Origin of the sequence: Deinococcus sp. AB2017081 (genome assembly GCF_034440735.1) — a bacterium.
GTDB classification, from domain to species: domain Bacteria; phylum Deinococcota; class Deinococci; order Deinococcales; family Deinococcaceae; genus Deinococcus; species Deinococcus rufus.
On record NZ_CP140098.1, the window covers coordinates 2,452,832 to 2,471,803 of the forward strand.

Consider the following 18,972-nt stretch of genomic DNA (forward strand, 5'->3'; position numbering starts at 1 on the left):
GGTCATTCCTCGGCGGTTTCCAGGTGAAGGGCGTCGTCGGGCTGGGCGGTGTGCCGCTCGACCAGCACCCGGGTCACCCGGCGATGATCCGCCTGATCCACGGTGAAGGCCCAGCCCCCCTGTACGAAGGTCTGGCCGACCTCGGGGATGTCGCCAAAATGGTCGGTCATGAAGCCCGCGAGCGTGTCGTACTCGGCGTCGCCGTCCTCGATGTTGCTGGCCAGACGCTCCTCGACCTCGTGTACCGTCAGGCTGGCGTCCATCAGGTAGCGGCCCTCGCCCAGGATCTCGATCTGCGGCACTTCTTCCTCGTCGGTCTCGTCGTAGATTTCCCCGACGATCTCCTCCAGGGCGTCTTCCAGCGTGACCAGTCCGGTGATCCCGCCGAACTCGTCCACGACGATGCTCAGGTGGCTCTTCTTCTCGCGCATCTTGGCGAGCAGATCCTTGATCTTCATGCCCTCGGGGACAAAGAAGACCGGGCGCATCACGTCGGCGACCGTCATGTGGTCGAGGTTCTCCAGATGGGCGAGCATGTCGCTGGTGTGCGCGATCCCGACGATGTTGTCGGCCGTGTCCTGGAAGACCGGCACCCGCGAGTACGCGTGCTCGGTGTTCAGCTCCAGCAGCCGCCGCAGCGGCGAGGCCCCGTCCACGACCACCATGTCCACGCGCGGCGTCATGATCTCACGCACGGTGGTGTCCGACAGATCGAAGACGTTGTACACGAGTTCCTTCTCGCTGTCCTCCAGCACCCCCTCCTGACTGGACGCCGAGACGATCATGCGGATCTCCTCCTCGGAGTACGCCGTGTGGTGCCCGGCGACGGCCTTGAGGCCGAACAGGCGCAGGATCACACCGCCCAGGGCGTTCAGGCCCGTGATGACCGGGCGGAAGATCGTCGTGAACACGACCAGCGGCTGCACGAGGCGCAGGGACAGCAGCTCGCTGCGCTGGAGGGCCGCCGACTTCGGCACGAGTTCACCCAGGACGATGTGGAAGGAAGTCGCCAGGATGAAGGCCAGCGTGAAGGCGGCGGGGCGCTGGAACTGTTCGGGCACCCCAGCCCAAACGAACAGCGGTTCGGCCAGATGCTCGATGGCCGGCTCCGAGACGAAGCCGATCAGCAGGCTCATCATGGAGACGCCCAGCTGCACGGCCGCGATGTAGAGATCCAGGCGGCCGAGCACCTTCTGGACGGCCCTCGCCGCCGCGTTGCCCTCCTCGACGAGTTGATCGATGCGGGTGCGGCGCACGCTGACGAGCGCGTACTCGACCGCCACGAAATACCCGTTGAGAAGCACCAGAACGAGCAGGGCCACAACACCTATGTAGTCATTCATGTATGGGCGCGCTCCGTAACCGCGCCCCGGTCGTTCGAACGGCACATGCTGTCCGTGCCCGCACCAGCGGGATCACGGCGACCGGAAAGTTGTTCGACCTCAGCAAAAACGCCGCCCGCAGGCGGTGTTCACCGGGCGAAGTGAGAGAGCCAGTACTGGGAGGCTCCATGGCAGCCCCGAGTCTAACACGCCGGCACGTCAGTCCGGCCCCCGGCTGGTGTTCCGCCGGTGGGGACGCTAGCGTGGACGCACCTGACTGCCCGCGTGCTCCCCGTCCTGCCCTGGAGGTTTGCCATGACGACCACATCTCCCCTGCCCGACACGTACCGTGCCCTGCGCGTCCTGAAGGACGACTCTGGCATCCGGCCCGAGATCCAGACCCTGCCGTCGGCGGAGCTGCCCGCCGGGACAGCCGTGGTACACGTCAGCCATTCCAGCCTGAACTACAAGGACGGCCTGGCGGTCGCCGGGCGGCCCGGCGTGCTGCGCCGCTATCCCATGACCCCCGGCATCGACCTGGCGGGCACTGTCCTGGCCGACGAGACCGGCACGTATACACCCGGTGATCCGGTGATCCTGACCGGCTGGGGGATCGGTGAGCGGCACGACGGCGGCTACGCCACGCTGGCACGGGTGGACTCGGGCTGGCTGGTGCCCGCGCCCCAGGGCACAGACGCCGTGTGGGCCATGGGGATCGGCACGGCGGGCTTCACCGCCATGCTCGCGGTGCTGGCGCTGGAGACCCACGGCCTGACGCCCGGCGACGGCGAGGTGCTGGTCACGGGAGCCGCCGGGGGGGTCGGCAGCACGGCGGTCGCGCTGCTGGCCGCCGCCGGTCACACCGTCACCGCCAGCACGGGCCGCGAGCAGGAGGCGGATTACCTGCGGAGCCTGGGGGCCAGCTCCGTGATCAGCCGCGAGGAGGTCAGCGGCCTGACCCGCCCCCTGGAGAAGGAGCGCTGGGCGGGCGTGATCGACACCGTGGGCGGCACGACCCTGGCCGGGGCCTACGCCGCCACGCGCACCCATGGCAGCGTCGCGGTGTGCGGACTGGCGGGCGGCAGCGACCTGCACACCACGGTGTTCCCGCTGATCCTGCGCGGCGTGAACCTGCTGGGCATCGACTCCGTGACGTGTCCCACGCCGCTGCGCTGCGCAGCCTGGGATCGGCTGGCCCGCGACCTGCCCCCGGCGCGGCTGAAGGGGGTCACGCAGCTCCGGGGGCTGAGCGAGGTGCCGGCGCTGGCCGACGAGATCCTGGCCGGCCATGTGCGCGGGCGGACGGTCATCGACGTCCAGCGCTGAGGGGAGCCGGCCGGCCTACTGCGGCGTCAGCTCGCCCACGTCGGCGGTCGGCGTGTCTGGGCCGAGGACGGCCTGACGTTCGATGCGCGGCTCGCCGACCTCGCCATACACGCCGTTGGCGTTGCGGTCGCGGCCAGCGATCACGCGGAAGGTGCCCTCGCCCACGTAGGCGGTGAAGCGTCCCATCGCGTCGAGCGGCGGCTGGACGGCCCGACCCCGGTCGTCCTGAAGACGCAGGCCCAGGGTGTCGCTGACGGCCGGGGCTCCCAGGGCAGCGGCAGCGTTGATCATGCCGACACCGAACGCGCGGTCTCGGCCCACTTCCCCCAGGTCGGTGGCCGTCGCCTTCAGGCGCTCCAGGGTCGCCGCCGCCGTGGTCGTGATGCCCTTGCTGAGCAGCAGCGCGGCCAGCGCAGAGACCTGCGGGGCAGCCTGGCTCGTGCCGGATTCGACCTCGTAGTTGGGCAGGTTCTTCGTGTAGTCCCACCCGGTCGACAGCACCGAGTCCACGAACGGCTCCGGGCTGCCGTCCCCCTGCGGATCCCAGGTGGCTCCGTTGTAGTACGTGGGGGTCTGGAAGTAGTCGGCACCGCCCGGTGCGGACAGTTGCACCTGCGGATAGGCGTTGGAATACGTGGCGCGGCGCGGCGCGCTGGCCCCGGACAGGGTGACGGCGCCCACCGCCACCGCCCCGTCGCAGGCTGCCGGGTAGTACGGCGTCTCGTTGTACCCGTTGCCCGCCGCCACGACCACCAGCGAACCGGCCGCGACCGCCTCGGAGATGGCGTCGCACATGGGCTGTGCCGTGGCCGCGCTGATCTCGCCGCCCAAACTGAGGTTGATGACCTCCGCCGCGTGCGGAGAGGTGTAGGTCTTGCCGCCCAGCACCACCGGCAGACCGGCCGCATAGCGCACGGACACCGCGACCTGCGCCACGTCCGTGTTGCCCTCGGCGTCGATGGCGCGGATGGGCAGCACCTTCACGTTCGCGGTGTTGACGGCACCGATCACGCCCGTCGTGCTGCACGACGGGCAGTCGGGAGTGGCCCCGTTGTCGCCCCACCGGGCGGCGATGATGCCCGTGACATGGGTACCGTGGCTGCCGAGCGTCCGGCCCGGCGTGAGCGGATCGGTCGGATCCGTGTCGGGGCCGTCGCCGTCGCCGTTCCCGGTTCCAGCGGTGTCCACCACGGCCTCCAGCACGTCCAGGGCCCCCTCGCCGGAGCGCCACAGCCGGCCCTGTAGATCCGGGTGGTCATAGCGCACCCCGCTGTCGATGACCGCGACCGTCACCGGACGGGTGTAGGGCGTGGTCGCCATGTCGCGCCACACCGCCGGATACCCCACGAGCCGGTATGTCCACTGCAGTGGGGCGAACTGATCGGTCGGCACGACGGGCGCGGCCAGCGTCGCCTGCGGCCGCAGCACGGCGTTCTCGGTGACCGACAGCACCTGTGGGTCGGCCTTCAGGGCGGCGATGGCCGCTTCGGTGGCGGCCACGCGCAGCAGGGCCGACCGGGCACCCAGCGGCGCGGCGCGGCCCACGGCGATCCCGCCGGCCCGGAGGGTGCTCAGGGCGCGTTCCGCCGGCATCGTGCCGCGCGACTGCGCCTGGAGCCCACTGGGGCTGTCGCGGTAGGTCACGATCACGCCCCGCGCCGTCGCGGTGGTGGTGACTGGGGCGGCGGAACGCACCTGCACCTGCGTCCCCTGAACCGTGGCGCCGGAGGTGACCTGCCCCGACAGGCGGTAGTTCAGCGCCGATATGGGCCATGTGGTGACGCCCATACGTCCGTCCCGCCCCTTCCAGGTGAGTGCCAGGGTACCGGTGAGCCCGGTGGCGGTCGCGTTCACCGGTACGCCCGCCCCCCGGTTCACCGTCAGTGTGAACGCGACGTCACCGGTTCCGGAGGTCTTCGACACCGTCGCCCACACCGGCAGTGCCGTGACGGTCCACGTGCCCTGATACGGCTGCGACACGGGCACCGTCAGCGCGGCCCCGGCGTGGATCGTGTGCTGGCCCGGCCCACCGGAGGGGAACAGCTGGCAGCCGGCGAGCAGCAGCGTCAGGGCACCGGCGGCACAGGCAGGGCGGAGCAGGCGCGTCATGCGCCCAGGATGGAGCATCCGGGCTGACCGAAGATGAACCGGCCACGCGCATGACAGAACTCCTCCGCGCTGGCACAATGTCCGGATGCCGAGCGGCCGCGTCCACAACCTCATCAACATCGGGGCCTACAGCGTCCTGGCGGCCGCCGCACTGGTGGCGTCGCGGCAGGAACTGATCGTGGTCACGCAGGCGCAGGCGCTGACCTTCACGCTGGGCTTCGCGGTGGGCACCTTCCTGCTGTCGCCGGATCTGGACCTCGCCGAGGGCCGCGTGGACAGCAAGCGCCACTGGGGCATCCTGGGGGTGTTGTGGGTACCGTACGGCCTGCTGTTCAGCCACCGGGGACTGTCACATTCATGGGTGCTCGGCCCCCTGACCCGGCTGGCCTACGTGGCCCTGATGGTCGCGCTGGTCGTGGGCCTGCTGCGCTACGTCGCGCCGGGGGTTCCCCTGCCCGAGGTGCCGCAGCCGGTCAGCCTCAAGGTGGTCGTGCCGGTCGTGGCCGGATACTACCTGAGCCAGTGGCTGCACCTGGTCGCCGACGGCGTGCGGCCGGATCACGGCATGAAGCGCAGCAGCCGCAAGATCCGGCGCCGCTGACCCCGGGCCACATGCTCAGCCGATCTCCAGCACGGCCGGGTGGGCCAGATCCAGGCGGCGGGCGGCGTCCCAGGCCTGCCGGGCACGGCCCGCCTCGATGGCGCGCATGAACGGCTCATGGTCCGCCAGGGTGGTCAGCACCCAGAAGTCACCCCACACCTGCACGCTCCAGGCGTCCTGCATGGCCCGCGCCGCCGCTGTCCACACCGGTTCCGAGAGGTGCTCCAGCGGCGCGATGAAGTGCCACTCGCCGTCGGTCCCCGGCGTGCGGGCGACCTCCCGGTGGTATTCCCGGCGCTGGCGGGGGCTCATGGCCTCCAGCGTGCCCACGGCGCAGTACACCGCCGGAAAGGCACTGAAGGTATCGCGGCAGCGGGTGGGCCGGACATCGTAGGCGGTGCAGCTGCCGGTGGCACGGTCGAGCAGCGGGCAGAAGCCGACCTCGGTGCGGTGCCGGTGCACATAGGCCTCGTCCGACGGTGCGCTGCGGGCATTGGCGATCACGGCCGCGGCGTGATCTGCCATGCCCCGGCGCTGATCGGCCGTGATCGCCTGCGCCGTCACGAGCGCCTCGGCCAGACTGACGCGGATCGGCATGTTGCAGCACGCCGAGCAGCCGGCCCCGCAGTACACGCGGCCCCCGCGCGCCGCGTAGCCCTGGAGCCACGTGCCGGCCTGCCGGCCGTAGCGGGCGTAGGCCCGGATGACCGGGGCCGTGACGCTCTCCCGGGATGAAGGTGCAGGGGCCATGCGCTGCAGAGTAGCGCGCGTATACTGGCGTCACGTGTTTGGACGCCGCCCCAAGACCACTGTGCCCTCCACCCCTCCCGAGACGCGCGCGGGGTCCGCGGACACCCCGGACGCGACTCGGGTGCTCGCGGACCTGCTGGCCCGACCGACCCAGGAGGGCATCCTGGAGGCCGCCCTGGTGCATGCCGCCCGGCTGCTGGGCGGCCGGGTGGCCGCCTACGCCATCGTGCGGCGCGGTCAGGACACGGTCGGCGCGGTGCACAACTACTCGCGGGCCCTGGTGGGCGTCGCCCTGAGCGGGCCGTGGTCGACCCTGCGCACCCGCCTGCTGTCGGACGGCACGCGCGAACTGTACGAGCAGAATTCCCCGGACCTCCAGTCGCTCCTGACCGAGTGCGGCATGAAGGCCGTCACGCTGTCGCTGGTCGTACCCATCAGCGACCGGGGGCACTATGTGGGCGCCCTGGTACTCGACCGCTCCGGCGATGAAGGCGTGACCCCCACGGCGCAGGAAGCGGTGACGCGCTGGGCCGCGGCGATCGCCCCCCTGCTGGGCATCCTGGACAGCCGCGAGGACTGGAAACATGCGGCGCGTCAGATCACCGGCGCGGTGGTCGAGGCCATCGAGAGCCGGGAGTTCGACGCGCTGGGCCACGCGCAGGCCGTGGCCACCCTGAGCCTGAAGATCGGGCAGCAGATCGGACTGGCCGACCGCGAACTCGAGGAACTGTGGTACGCGGCGACCATGCACGACATCGGCAAGATCCACGGCGAGCCCGGGCACGCGCTGGTCGGCGCGAACTTCCTGCACGGCGTCGGGCACCTCTCCGAGGCCCAGCGGGCCGTCCGGCACCACCATGAACGCTGGGACGGCCAGGGCGAACCGGATCGGCTGACGGGCGAGGACATCCCGCTGTACGCGCGCATCCTGGCGGTCGCCAACGCCTACGTGCGGCTGGGCGGCATCGAGCGTGTCCGGTCACAGGCGGGGCGCAGCCTGGATCCGCGCCTCGTGTCGTCGCTGGAGAAGCTGGATCTGTGAGGCCCGGCCCTGGCGTGGAGTGCCACCCTTGAGTGTGCCCCCGCAGCCCGATCCCCCCGGGGCCGTGCCGCGCTTTCCCGAACTGGAGGCGCGCTACGGGGCCCTCGTGCCGATGGACAGCGGCATGCAGAGCCGCGTGTATGCCACGCCAGGCGGGGATCTGGTCGTGAAGGTCTACCGCAACCAGCGGGGCGACCATGCCCGCGAGGCCCAGAACCTGCGCCGGGCCGGCATGGGCACGTGGGTGGTCGATGTCGCGCAGCTCGACGGTATCGAGGCACTGGTCATGCGGCGCTTTCCGGGTCGCCCGCTGCGTCCCCAGGACGTGCCCACGGCGCTGCCCAGCCTGCGCAGCGCCCTGCAGGCCCTGCACCGCGACACCCAGGGCACCGTGGACGTGGCGCGGGTCGAGCAGCGGCTGCGCCGATTCCGCAGCGCCCTGACCGCCTTCCCGCTGGAGGATCTGTTCACGGCGGTCGAGACGCCGCTGGAGGCGGGGGCCCTGGCCCGCCCGGCCGCGTTCTGCCACCTGGACCTGTGGCACGACAACATCCTGATCTCGGAGGCGGGCGAGGTGCTGCTGATCGACTGGACGAAGGCCGGCCTGGACGATCCCCTGCGCGATCTGGCCCTCCTGAAGACCGGCACCCTGGACCTGCTGCCCCCGGACGACGCCCTGAACGCCGCGCTGTCGTTTCTGCCCGGCGCCTCGCGTGACCTCCTGGCCCTCTACCGTGCGTACATCGCCATGACGACGCTGCACGACCTGTACTGGTTCCTGATGAACGAACCGTACGGCTTCGAGGGCCAGCGGGCCCGCAAGGTGCCGAGGGCCCGGCACGTCATGGCACGGCTGCCCGAGTTCTGAGCGCGGGGTCAGGTGCCGGCTGATCCGGGCGCGGCGAGCCCCTGGCGCGCCAGGGCGGCCCGCAGCACCGGCTCGCGTGTGCCCATGCTGCCGCCCGTGCCGAAATACGCGTTGAGCAGCCGTGCCCAGTCGCCGGGCTGGCCGCCCCGCGCCGCGATTGGGTTCATGATCTCGACCGCTCCGCGCAGTTCCTGATCTGTGGCGACGTGATACGCGTCGGTGTGGATGACCAGCGGGCGCGGCACGCGGGGGCGGTAGGGCGTGTCCTCGGCGGACCGGCCGATGGTCAGGGCCGCGAACGGAAGCACACCGGCCGGCAGCGCCAGCGCGGTGATGATACCGTCCAGTCCGTTCATCACGCCGCCGATCCAGCAGCCCTGGTACCCCAGCATCTCGGCGGCGGTCAGGAGGTTGGTGCCCGCCATGACGGCGTCCCCGAGACCGAAATGCACCGCGATGGCCGGCCACTCACCCGGCTGCCGCCCGGTCACCTCCAGCACCCGCGACACGCGGTGGACATCGGCGCACACCACGAAGGCCTCGCTGGCCGTGGCGATGTGCGCGTTCGTGGTCAGTTCGACCAGCCGCGCCCGCAGCTCCGGGCGCGTGATCCGCACCAGCGAGTACAGCTGAGCGGTCGCGTCGGTCGGCGCGCGCTGCGCGGCGTGCAGGACCGCGTCCAGGTGGTCGTCGGGCAGCGGGATCGGCGAACCGTCCGGAGCCGTGACATACTGCCGAACCGTACGGTGGGCGTCGTAGAAGGCGCGGACATCAGCGGGCGTCTGCGGGGTGCGGCTCAGGGACATGCGGCGGAGCATAGCGCCCCGGCCTGCCCTGGCCCCAGCCCGGCACGGTGCCGCGTCCGCGACCTGGGCCTCCGCAGGCCCAAGAGACGCGCGAGCCGGACGTGGTCGAGCGGCAGCCCGCCGACAGACCGGGATGCCGCGCAAGCGTCGTCCGGGATCAGCTGATCGCGCGCCACGCCAGCATCACGACGATCACGCTGGCAATCCCCATCACCGTCAGGGCCTGGGCGCGGGTCTTCCGGAGGTACAGCAGGATGCCGATGCCGGTCACCGCCACCAGCGCGAGGATGATCCCGCTCACGTCGATCACCCACCGCCACGCGGTGCCGGCGTCGCGGCCCCGGTGCAGGTCGTTGATCACGGCCAGTCCGCCCTGCTGGAGGACATTCACGCTGTAGCGGCCGGTGGCCGTGTCGATCACGGCATCGGCGGAGTAGCCCGGCCCCAGGAACGACAGAATGGCCTCCTGGCCGTCCACGCGGGTGTCGCCGGCGCGGCCCTTGAGCCCCTGGTCGGCGCGGAGGGACTCGGCGACGGTCAGCCAGTTCACGGTGCCGGCCGTGATCCACCCGGCGGGCAGGGTGCCGGTCAGCTCACTCCGAACCTCACCGCTGCCGAACACCCAGTCCGGATGGTTCAGGGTGATGCCGGTCGCCGCGAAGAACAGCACGACCAGCAGGCTGATCATGGAGGTGTAGGTATGCAGCCACCGCAGGGCGACGTTGGTCTGGGCCCGGCTGCTCCGCGCGCGGCGGGCCGGTCGGGCCGGGACGCCGCCCGCCTCACCCTCGCCCTCAGGCCTTGCCGAAGCTGACACTGGCGGCCTCGATGTCGTTGTCGACGCCCAGGGTCTTCCTGAAGGCGGCCGCGCCCACGGTCACCTTCTCTCGCACCAGCGAGTACGGGCCGTGCTCGCGGGCCGTCTCGATGACCACGTAGTAGTCGCCCTGTGGCAGCACCTTGCCCCGGTCGTCCTTGCCGTCCCACGCGACCGCATACGTGCCGGGGTTGCGGGTGGCGGAGCTGACCGTGCTGACCAGTTCCGAGTTCTGGCGCGTCCAGCGGCGCAGTTCGGCCAGCCAGCGCGGGTTCAGGCGGCTCTGAGACAGCCACACGGTCAGGTTGCGCAGCGTGGCGCCCTGGCCGTCCTCGATATAGACCGCCACGTACGGCCGCTTGACGCGTCCGGTGGCCTTCGTGGCGACCGTGAAGGCGATGTCCAGTGCCATCCCGGCCGCCCAGGGTTTGCCGGCAGTGGCCGGCGCCGCCGCACCGGCGAATCGGCCCAGGGTCAGGGTGGCAGTGGCGGCGGCAAGGGTGCCCATAAATCGGCGTCGGGTGTGGGTCATGGTGGATACTCCTGGGGACGGGGGATGGACCGAACGTGGCCCGACTCTTCCGTGGGGGCGTTAGCCCGACGTTAGAGCGGCCCAGCCGGCGCTGGGATGGATGTGGCCGGTGTCCGTGACGATCAGCGCCGCACAGCCGACCTGGCGGTCGATCACGGTCAGTGCAGCGGGCACGTCAAGGACGCCGGCCACGGTGGCGAGCGCGTCGGCGGTGGCACAGTCCGGCGCGACGACCGTGACACCGGCCGTGCCCGACACCGGCCTCCCGCTGCGCGGGTCGATCACGTGGGAGTGCCAGTGCCCGGCGATGTCCACGCCCCGGTGCGCGTTGCCGCTGCTCGCCAGGGCCGCGTCCGTCACACGCACGCGGGCCATGGGTGGCAGGTCGTCGCGCCGGGAGCGTGGGTCGGCCACCGCCACCACGACGCCACGCGGCCCGGCCGTCCGGAGATCGCCACCCGCATTCACGAGCACCTCCCGCACGCCCGGCACTGCGGCCGCAGCGTGGGCGGCGCGGTCGACGATATACCCCTTGGCCAGCGCGTTCAGCCCGAGGGGATACCGGGCATGCAGGGTGGCCGACCCGTCGCCGTGGAGCGTCCACGGATCGGCGCAGAGGTCGTGAACCAGCCTCCCCAGCGCGGCAGGATCGGGCAACGAGCGGTTTCGTGCCGCCGCTGCCCACAGGGCCCCCAGGGCGTCCGCGCCCGGATGAAACGCTCCTCCGGACACCTGACGCCAGTGGTCGGTCAGCCGCAACACGGCCTCCAGATCGGCACCGATCGCGGTGCGGTCATCCGGGTAGGCCAGCCAGCGGCGCAGCTCGCTGTCGGGATCGAAGCGGTTCAGGACGTCTGTCAGCCGCTCGATCTCGGCCAGCGCCGCGCCCTCGGCCTCATCGGCCCTCCGGCGCGAGTCGGCCACCACCTGCACCTCGACCTCGGTGCCCAGGAGACGCTCGTAGACGTGGCGCACGTGGGCCGGTGGACACAGGGAACGCAGCAGCGACAGCGCGGACGGCATGCGGTTCATTCTCTGAACGGAGTTCGAAGATTCAGAGAAGGCACCGCACCGGGACGGCAGGGCTCCATCCCGGTGCGCGCTCGCCGATGGGCGGAGCCGTGGCTCCCCCCCTGCAGCCCCGCCGCGCCGGTCAGGCGGCCGGTGGCGTGGCCAGCACCCAGAACAGCAGCCCCACCAGGATCAGGTCGAGGGCCCACGACGCCGGACGGCGCAGGGCCGCGTTCGAGCGGGCACGCATGACCTGCACCCCGATCCGGACGAGCAGCAGCGAGGCGACGAGCCACGGGCTGGGCGTGGGGCCACCCAGCAGGGGCAGGAACAGCAGCACCGCCAGCACCGCCAGCAGTCCCAGACTGGCAGCGGTCCACGCGTCCGGGCGTCCGGGTGGGTGTGGCGTCGTCACCGCCGGTCGCTCACCGCCGGCGGCTGCACCGGCTCCAGCACCAGCACACTGTTGGGTGGCAGGTTCAGCCGCAGCGAATGCGTCTGGCTGTTCCAGCCCTCGTCCGAGGCGGTCAGGCTGGACTGCTGGGTTCCGAAGCCGCCGTACTCGCCGTCGTCCGTCGACAGCAGCACGCGGTAGTCGCCTCCCTGGGGCGTGCCGACCGGGTACTGTTCGCGGAACACCGGGGTCAGGTTGGCCACGACCAGGCTCCACGCCGCGCTGCCGGGATCGCGGCGCAGGAACGCGTACACGGATTCGTCGGTGGCATCCGCATCGATCCACAGCAGGCCCTCGTCCTTGAGGTCACCGGTGTGCCAGTCGGGCCGCTGGCAGTACAGGGCATTGAGCCGGCGAACCAGGTTCATGACGCCCCGGTGATCCGGCTGATCGGCCATGTACCACGGCAGGCCATCCTCGTACGCCCACTCGGTGGACTGGGCGAACTCCTGCCCCATGAACAGCAGTTTCTTGCCGGGTGTGGCCCACATCATCGCCAGGAACGCGCGGTAGCCGGCGCGCTGCGCGTACCAGTCACCGGGCATCTTCATGACCATGCTCTTCTTCAGGTGCACGACCTCGTCGTGGCTGATCGCCAGGACATAGTTCTCGGTGGTGCGGTAGGCGTTGTAGAAGGTCAGGGCGTGGTGGTGGTACTTGCGCCACAGCGGGTCTTCCTCGAAATAGCGCAGGGTGTCGTTCATCCAGCCCATCGCCCACTTGTAGTCGAAGCCCAGGCCGAACGGGGTCGGGGTGGTCACGCCGGGGAAGGCGGTGCTCTCCTCGGCCACGATCATGCAGCCGGGCGCCATGTGGTGCACGACCTCGTTCAGACGCTTGAGGAAGGCGATGGCCTCCAGGTTCTCCCGGCCACCGTGGATGTTGGGCACCCACTCGGTGCGCGAGAAGTCCAGGTACAGCATGCTCGCCACGGCGTCCACGCGCAGGCCGTCGATGTGGTAGTCCTGCAGCCATGTAAGCGCCGAGCCGATCAGGAACATCACGACCTCGTTGCGGCCGTAGTCGAAGATGTACGTGTTCCAGTCGAGGTGGAAGCCCTTGCGCGGATCGGCGTACTCGAACAGGGGGCCGCCGTCGAACTTGGCGAGCGCGAACTCGTCGGTCGGGAAGTGTCCCGGCACCCAGTCGAGCAGCACGCCGATCCCCAGGCCGTGCAGGTGATCCACGAAATACTTGAAGTCCTCCGGGCTGCCCATGCGGCTGCTGGGCGCGTAGTACCCGGTCACCTGATAGCCCCACGAGCCGTCGAAGGGATGTTCCATGACCCCCAGCAGTTCGACATGGGTGTAGCCCATGTACACCACGTACTCGCCGAGCTGATGCGCAAGGTCACGGTAGTTCAGGAACCAGCCGTCGTCACGTTTCTTCCAGCTGGGCAGGTGCACCTCGTACACACTGACCGGCCGGTCGAAGCGCTGGGTGCGGTCGGCCATCCACGTGTCGTCGTGCCAGACGTAGTCGCTGTCCCACACGATACTGGCCGTCGCGGGCCGCACCTCGAAGAACCTGCCATAGGGATCGCTCTTGTCCAGGGTGCGGCCGTCGGCGCCGGTCACGCGGAACTTGTAGCGCTGGCCCTTCCGGGCCGAGGGCACGAACACGCCCCAGTACCCGAACTCCAGCCGCTGCATGGGGTTGTCGTACCCGTTGTAGCCGTTGAAATCACCGACCACGCTGACGTGCTGAGCCGCCGGGGCCCAGACCGCGAAGCGCACACCCTCGACGCCGTTCTCGGTGACCGGATGGGCACCCAGCAGGTGATCCGGGCGCACCAGATCGGCCGTGACGAGCTTTTGCAGGTGCCCGTGGTCGAGCGGAAGCGGTTCAGTCATGTTCCGAGTGTAGCGGGCAGGGTCGCGCTTCAGGAGCGGCGGGCGGCGCGTGGACCGAAGATCATGGTTTGGCAAATGTTGCGTGGACGAAGCGGGCGGCCGTCACCCTGGACGGCCGCCCGGAAGTGTGCGATGCCCGGCGTCCTAGACCTTGACGATCCAGCCGTCGGGCGCGGCGCGGTCTCCGAACTGGATGCCGACCAGCTCGTCGTACAGCTGCCGGGTCACCGGTCCGGCCTCGGTCTCCGAGTGGAAGACATGGAAGTGCTCCCCGTGCTGGATGCCGCCGATGGGCGTGATGACGGCCGCCGTGCCGCACGCCCCGGCCTCGGCGTAGGCGTCCAGGCCGTCGATGAACACGTCGCCCTCGACGACGTCCAGGCCCAGCCGTTCCCGGGCGATGTGCAGCAGGCTGTATTTCGTGATGCTCGGCAGGATGCTGGGCGACTGGGGCGTGACGAAGGTGCGGCCGTCCTTCGTGATCACGAACAGGTTGGCGCTGCCGACCTCCTCGATCTTGGTGTGGGTCTCCGGATCCAGGTAGATCGCGTCGGCGAAGTGCCGGGCCTTGGCTTCCTGGCCCGGCAGCAGGCTCGCGGCGTAGTTGCCGCCCACCTTGGCGGCCCCGGTGCCATGCGGCGCGGCGCGGTCGTACGGCGAGGTGATGAAGTTCTGTGGCGTCAGGCCACCCTTGAAGTACGGGCCGACCGGGATGCAGAACACGCTGAAGATGAACTCCGGGGCCGACCGCACGCCGATGTTGTCGCCCACGCCGATGACGAAGGGCCGCAGGTACAGCGCTCCGCCCGTGCCGTAGGGCGGGATGAAGTGGTCGTTGGCCGCCACCACCTGCCGGCACGCCTCGATGAAGGCCTCGGTGCTCGGTGCCGGCATCAGCAGGCGGTCGCAGCTGCGCTGCATGCGGGCCGCGTTCTGATCCGGCCGGAACAGGTTCACGCTGCCGTCGGCACAGCGGTACGCCTTGAGGCCCTCAAAGCACTGCTGTCCGTAGTGCAGCGCCGTCGAACCCTCGGAGATGTGCAGGACGTTGTCGCGCGTCAGCGTCCCGGCGTCCCACTCGCCCTCACGCCAGTGCGACAGGTACCGGAAGTCGGTGCGGATATAGCTGAAGCCCAGGGTCGACCAGTCGATATCTACGGTGGGGGCCACGGGGGTCTGCGTCATGCCTGATTGTCGCTCACCGGACGGAGCACGTCACGGGACGCGTCCAGTCATCCGGACGGGATCACTGCAGCACGTACCGGCGGAACCGCTCCAGGATGCCCAGACCGACCGCGCCGCTCTTCTCCGGGTGGAACTGCGTGGCGTGCAGGTTTCCCCGGCTGAACGCGGCCCAGAACGGGACGCCGTAGTGCGAGAGCGCGCCGTCGTCCACGGGGATGTCGGCCGGCACGTAGTACGAGTGGACGAAGTACGCATAGGCGTCGGCGCCGAGCCCGCGCAGCAGCGGGGGATCGCCGCGCAGTTCCAGGCCGTTCCAGCCCATCTGCGGCACCTTGTGGCCCGGCGCGGCGTCGAATTTGCGCACGGTGCCCGGCACCAGTCCCAGACCGGGTACGCCCGGCGCTTCCTCGGAGTCGGAGAGCAGCATCTGCATGCCCACGCAGATCCCCAGCAGCGGGGTGCCCGCCTGCGCGGCGTCCATGACCGGGCCGTGGAATCCGCTGGAGTCGAAGGCCTCCATGACCTGCCGGAAGTGACCCTGGCCGGGCACGACCAGCGCGTCGGCGTGCGGCACGTCGGCGGGGTCGGCGCTGACGGTCACGGTCATCCCGGCGCGTTCCAGGGCCTTGGCCGCGCTGCGGACATTCCCGGCCCCGTAGTCGAGCAGCAGCACCGCCGCGCTCACAGGCTGCCCTTGGTGCTCGGCAGCACGTCGGAGGTGACCGTCACGGCGTCGCGCAGGGCCCGCGCCAGGGCCTTGACCACCGCCTCGATGACGTGGTGTGCCTCACGGCCCGCCAGCACGCGCACGTGCAGGGTGATGCCGCCGTGGTTGCACAGCCCGCGCAGGAACTCGCGCAGGTGGTAGTGCGTCATGCCGCCGGCGTGGCCCCAGATGTCCAGCGTCTCGGGCTCGAAGGCCAGGTGGGCCCGGCCCGACAGATCGACGACCACGTGCGCCAGCGTCTCGTCCATGGGCACGAAGGCGCTGCCGTAGCGCTCGATGCCCCGGCGGTCCCCCAGCGCCTGCGTCAGCGCCTGCCCCAGCGTGATGCCGGTGTCCTCGATCAGGTGGTGCGGCTCGATGTGCAGGTCGCCGGTCGCGGTCACGCTCAGGCCCAGGCGGCTGTGGCGGGCCAGCGCATCGAGCATGTGGTCGAAGAACCCGTGCCCGGTGGCCGGCGGATCATAGGCAGCGGAATCCAGATCGAGACGAACCGTGATGGCGGTCTCGCTGGTCGTACGGGTGAGGGTGGCCGAACGGCTCATGGCCGCATCCTACGCAGTCTGGAGGGTCACCGGCACAGTGCGTCTGGACGTCCTGCTCCCCGCCGCAGATCCAGACCAGCACCGGCGTGTCAAGCGGGCCTGCGCCGGATGTAAGAAACTGGGCGCGATCTCATATTTGTACTGGCAAAGGAAAGCATCTGCAGCACGGCGGTTTTCGATTGTGTGGTCAATCCGGAACACCGCCGATATCATCTAGACAAGTCATGATCCCAGCGATAGCGGCCCGGTAGAACAGCGACGTCAAGCACAATTCTCTCGACACCCACGTCCCCCCTGGAGGTTCGGATGACGGATATTCGTTTTGCTGTCGGCACGCTGGTCACCACCCTGATGCTCGCCGCCTGTAGCCAGTCGGGAGTGCCGACGGCCACCGGCAGCGTTCCCGAGCGCGTGGCCGGCACCCCGGCCCCGGTGCTCGGCACCTCCAACCCGGATGCCATTCCCGGCCAGTACATCGTGGTCTTCAGTGACGGCGCCGTGGGGTCGTCCGTGTCCACCCAGGGGGCCGGCGCCCTGATCCGCAGCCTGAACCTCGATCCCCAGGGCGTGACCATCCAGCACATCTACGGACAGGCCCTGTCCGGGTTTGCGGCCACCCTGAGCGCCCAGAACCTCCAGACCCTGCGTGCCGACCCCCGCGTGAAGTACATCGAGCAGGACGGCATCATGCGGGCCACCGCGACCCAGAGCGGCGCAACGTGGGGCCTCGACCGTATCGACCAGCGCACCCTGCCGCTGGACGGCAATTACACGTATACGAGCACCGCCAGCGGCGTGAAGGTCTACATCATCGACACCGGGATCAACACCTCGCACACGAACTTCGGCGGGCGGGCCGTGTGGGGCACGAACACCACGGGCGACGGCAACAACTCCGACTGCCAGGGCCACGGCACCCACGTGGCGGGGACGGTCGGCAGCGCCACCTGGGGCGTGGCCAAGGGCGTGACGCTGGTCGCCGTGAAGGTGCTCGGCTGTGACGGCAGCGGCACCAACTCCGGTGTGATCGCCGGCGTGAACTGGGCCGTGACGAACAAGGGCAGCGCGGCAGCGGTCGCCAACATGAGCCTGGGCGGTGGCGCCAGCCAGGCGGTGGACGACGCCGTGAACACCGCGGCCAGCAAGAACCTGGTCATGGCGGTCGCGGCCGGCAACGAGAACCAGAACGCCTGCAACGTGTCGCCGGCCCGCGCCGCGAGCGCCATCACGGTCGGCTCGACGACCAGCACCGATGCCCGCAGCAGCTTCAGCAACTACGGCTCGTGCGTGGATCTGTTCGCACCGGGCAGCAACATCACCAGCACGTGGATCGGCAGCACCACGGCCACGAACACCATCAGCGGCACCAGCATGGCCACTCCGCACGTGGCGGGCGCGGCGGCCCTGCTGATCGCCGGCGGCAACACCACCTCCAGCGCCGTGGCGGGGGCCATGCTCGGAGCGGCCACGACCGGCAAGGTCATGGGCGCCGGCACCGGCAGCCCGAACCTGCTGCTGTACACCGGCAGCGGCACCACCACGCCGCCGGCGGGCACCACCACCTACACCGGCTCGATCACGGCCTCGGGCTCCAGCAGCTACAAGCCCTCGACCACCGGTTTCAGCTACGCGGGGGGAACCCTCAAAGGCGTGCTGGGCGGGCCCAGCGGCACGGACTTCGACCTGTACCTCCAGAAACTCTCGGGCAGCACGTGGAGCACCGTGGCGTCCAGCCTGGGCAGCACGAGCACCGAGAGCGTGACCTACTCGGCGGCGAGCGGCACGTACCGCTGGCGCGTCTACAGCTACAGCGGCACCGGCAGCTTCACCCTGACCGAGACGAAGTAGTTCCTCGACCTGCGCCACCCCCAGGCGCAGATCCGAAACAGCAGGCCACAGGCAAGCTCCTGTGGCCTGTCGTCCTGTCGAGACGCCGGGCACCGCTCCGGACATCCGGTTGATCTGGCCGGACGACTTGCATTTCAGAGTCTCCAGCCGCAGCCAGTCGCAGCCTTTCATCGCGTCATCCCAAAATAGACGTGCAGGACGCACTTTACTCCACGACTGACCACCACCAGCTACCCGCTCCCGTATGGCAGATCCATGAAGCACCAGCAGATCATTCTGTCTTGACCGTAACGCCGTTATGTTATAGACTAAATGCATGAAGCTGAGCGATGTCCAGAAACGACTCCAGGCCCCGTTTCCCGCGCATCTGGTGGGGTGGAAACCCGGCGCCATCAGCAAGGACCGCAAGCGGGCCCTGATGCTCGCGCACATCGACGCACGGGCCGTGCAGGATCGCCTGGACGCGATCTGCCCCGATGCGTGGAGCTTCGAGGTCGAGGTGGTGGCGGGCACGCGCCTGCCCACCGTCAAGGGCCGACTGACCATCCTGGGCGTATCACGCGAGGACATCGGCGAGGCCCCGGAAGGCGACCTCGGCACCCTGAAGGCTGCCAGCAGCGATGCTCTGAAGCGCTGCGCCGTGCACTTCGGGATCGGCCGCTACCTGTACGACCTGCCCAAGCAGTGGGCTGAATGGGACGACGCGAAGAGGGCGCCGGCCAGCACCCCCGACCTGCCCGACTGGGCCCGGCCCGACCACGAGCGCTCGCCCGGCGGTGCCCACCTGGTGCAGGCGATGGAACAGCTGCGCTACGAGCTGCCCGAGGATCTGGATCTCCAGCGCGAGGTCTACAAGCACCTCAAGGCGGCGCTGGGCAGCCTGCACCCCGAGACCGGCAGCAACCACGGACGGGCGGCATGAGTCCACAGCGCACCCCCCGCCAGACCCTGCTCGCCATGGGGATCGTGCTCGTCCTGATCCTGGTCGGCGGAGCGCTCGCCTCCCTGATCTGACGGCACCCTCAGGCTGCTGAGGATCGCGACCCTGGTGGTGCCCGTCTGAGCTGACCGTCCTGCCTACACGCCCGCGCCTCCGTCCACGACTCCGTGGATGGGGGCGCGGGCGGCGTCGTCTCGGGATCGTGCGCCTGAGCCGTGACCCTCGGGCGGTGTCGACGA

The 18,972-nt window shown here is 70.0% G+C and carries 18 protein-coding genes; 6 read left to right on the forward strand and 12 right to left on the reverse strand.

Annotated features, from left to right (window positions below; translation table 11 throughout):
• Nucleotides 1-2: 2 nt before the first annotated feature.
• Entirely contained in the window at nucleotides 3-1,343 is a 1,341-nt protein-coding gene (locus U2P90_RS11920) for a hemolysin family protein (RefSeq protein ID WP_322472287.1), read from the reverse strand.
• A 294-nt stretch (nucleotides 1,344-1,637) separates the two neighbouring features.
• Here U2P90_RS11920 and U2P90_RS11925 point away from each other — a divergent pair, with 294 nt between their 5' ends.
• The gene (locus U2P90_RS11925; RefSeq protein ID WP_322472288.1) at nucleotides 1,638-2,648 is read left to right on the forward strand and encodes an MDR family oxidoreductase; all 1,011 of its coding nucleotides are present in this window, start codon (nucleotides 1,638-1,640) and stop codon (nucleotides 2,646-2,648) included.
• Between the two features lie 15 nt (nucleotides 2,649-2,663).
• Here the strand turns inward: U2P90_RS11925 and U2P90_RS11930 are convergent, their stop codons facing one another.
• Entirely contained in the window at nucleotides 2,664-4,757 is a 2,094-nt protein-coding gene (locus U2P90_RS11930; protein ID WP_322472289.1) for a S8 family serine peptidase, read from the reverse strand.
• An 85-nt stretch (nucleotides 4,758-4,842) separates the two neighbouring features.
• Between U2P90_RS11930 and U2P90_RS11935 the strand changes: the two genes are divergently transcribed.
• The gene (locus U2P90_RS11935) at nucleotides 4,843-5,358 is read left to right on the forward strand and encodes a metal-binding protein (RefSeq protein WP_322472290.1); all 516 of its coding nucleotides are present in this window, start codon (nucleotides 4,843-4,845) and stop codon (nucleotides 5,356-5,358) included.
• A 15-nt stretch (nucleotides 5,359-5,373) separates the two neighbouring features.
• On the opposite strand, the gene U2P90_RS11940 is transcribed toward U2P90_RS11935, so the two are convergent.
• Nucleotides 5,374-6,108 carry a YkgJ family cysteine cluster protein gene (locus tag U2P90_RS11940; RefSeq protein ID WP_322472291.1) on the reverse strand — a complete coding sequence of 245 codons (735 nt, stop codon included), beginning with the start codon at nucleotides 6,106-6,108 and terminating at the stop codon, nucleotides 5,374-5,376.
• A 34-nt stretch (nucleotides 6,109-6,142) separates the two neighbouring features.
• On the opposite strand from U2P90_RS11940, the gene U2P90_RS11945 reads away from it, so the two are divergent.
• Both U2P90_RS11945 and U2P90_RS11950 read left to right on the forward strand, forming a co-directional pair.
• Nucleotides 6,143-7,150 (forward strand): HD-GYP domain-containing protein, encoded by a 1,008-nt coding sequence (locus tag U2P90_RS11945; protein WP_322472292.1) that lies wholly within the window; start codon nucleotides 6,143-6,145, stop codon nucleotides 7,148-7,150.
• 28 nt (nucleotides 7,151-7,178) lie between these two features.
• A complete protein-coding gene (locus U2P90_RS11950) occupies nucleotides 7,179-8,018 on the forward strand; it encodes a phosphotransferase (RefSeq protein ID WP_295817597.1) in 840 nt (279 codons plus the stop codon).
• An 8-nt stretch (nucleotides 8,019-8,026) separates the two neighbouring features.
• Here U2P90_RS11950 and U2P90_RS11955 read toward each other — a convergent pair whose 3' ends face one another.
• The 9 genes from U2P90_RS11955 to hisB form a co-directional block, all read right to left on the reverse strand.
• Nucleotides 8,027-8,824 (reverse strand): nitroreductase family protein, encoded by a 798-nt coding sequence (locus U2P90_RS11955; RefSeq protein ID WP_322472293.1) that lies wholly within the window; start codon nucleotides 8,822-8,824, stop codon nucleotides 8,027-8,029.
• A gap of 157 nt (nucleotides 8,825-8,981) precedes the next feature.
• On the reverse strand, nucleotides 8,982-9,641 hold the full coding sequence (locus U2P90_RS11960; protein ID WP_322472294.1) for a PepSY-associated TM helix domain-containing protein: 660 nt from the start codon (nucleotides 9,639-9,641) through the stop codon (nucleotides 8,982-8,984).
• Nucleotides 9,619-10,173 carry a DUF2271 domain-containing protein gene (locus tag U2P90_RS11965; RefSeq protein WP_295817592.1) on the reverse strand — a complete coding sequence of 185 codons (555 nt, stop codon included), beginning with the start codon at nucleotides 10,171-10,173 and terminating at the stop codon, nucleotides 9,619-9,621. The genes U2P90_RS11960 and U2P90_RS11965 overlap by 23 nt, the downstream gene beginning before the upstream one ends.
• Before the next feature lie 60 nt (nucleotides 10,174-10,233).
• Nucleotides 10,234-11,196 carry an FAD:protein FMN transferase gene (locus U2P90_RS11970; RefSeq protein ID WP_322472295.1) on the reverse strand — a complete coding sequence of 321 codons (963 nt, stop codon included), beginning with the start codon at nucleotides 11,194-11,196 and terminating at the stop codon, nucleotides 10,234-10,236.
• A gap of 130 nt (nucleotides 11,197-11,326) precedes the next feature.
• A complete protein-coding gene (locus tag U2P90_RS11975; protein WP_322472296.1) occupies nucleotides 11,327-11,599 on the reverse strand; it encodes a hypothetical protein in 273 nt (90 codons plus the stop codon).
• Nucleotides 11,596-13,491 carry a 1,4-alpha-glucan branching enzyme gene (locus U2P90_RS11980; RefSeq protein WP_322472297.1) on the reverse strand — a complete coding sequence of 632 codons (1,896 nt, stop codon included), beginning with the start codon at nucleotides 13,489-13,491 and terminating at the stop codon, nucleotides 11,596-11,598. Before U2P90_RS11980 ends, U2P90_RS11975 begins: the two co-directional genes overlap by 4 nt.
• 144 nt (nucleotides 13,492-13,635) lie before the next feature.
• Complete coding sequence (locus U2P90_RS11985; RefSeq protein WP_295820425.1) at nucleotides 13,636-14,676, reverse strand: branched-chain amino acid aminotransferase; 1,041 nt, start codon at nucleotides 14,674-14,676, stop codon at nucleotides 13,636-13,638.
• A 61-nt stretch (nucleotides 14,677-14,737) separates the two neighbouring features.
• On the reverse strand, nucleotides 14,738-15,361 hold the full coding sequence (gene hisH / locus U2P90_RS11990) for an imidazole glycerol phosphate synthase subunit HisH (protein WP_322472298.1): 624 nt from the start codon (nucleotides 15,359-15,361) through the stop codon (nucleotides 14,738-14,740).
• Nucleotides 15,358-15,945: an imidazoleglycerol-phosphate dehydratase HisB gene (gene hisB, locus U2P90_RS11995; RefSeq protein WP_322472299.1), complete on the reverse strand. Its 588-nt coding sequence runs from the start codon at nucleotides 15,943-15,945 to the stop codon at nucleotides 15,358-15,360. Before hisB ends, hisH begins: the two co-directional genes overlap by 4 nt.
• A 306-nt stretch (nucleotides 15,946-16,251) precedes the next feature.
• Here hisB and U2P90_RS12000 point away from each other — a divergent pair, with 306 nt between their 5' ends.
• Complete coding sequence (locus tag U2P90_RS12000) at nucleotides 16,252-17,793, forward strand: S8 family peptidase (RefSeq protein ID WP_322472300.1); 1,542 nt, start codon at nucleotides 16,252-16,254, stop codon at nucleotides 17,791-17,793.
• A gap of 316 nt (nucleotides 17,794-18,109) precedes the next feature.
• Nucleotides 18,110-18,715, forward strand: coding sequence for a single-stranded DNA-binding protein DdrA (gene ddrA / locus U2P90_RS12005; protein WP_295820417.1), 606 nt, complete (start codon nucleotides 18,110-18,112; stop codon nucleotides 18,713-18,715).
• Nucleotides 18,716-18,972: the final 257 nt, after the last annotated feature.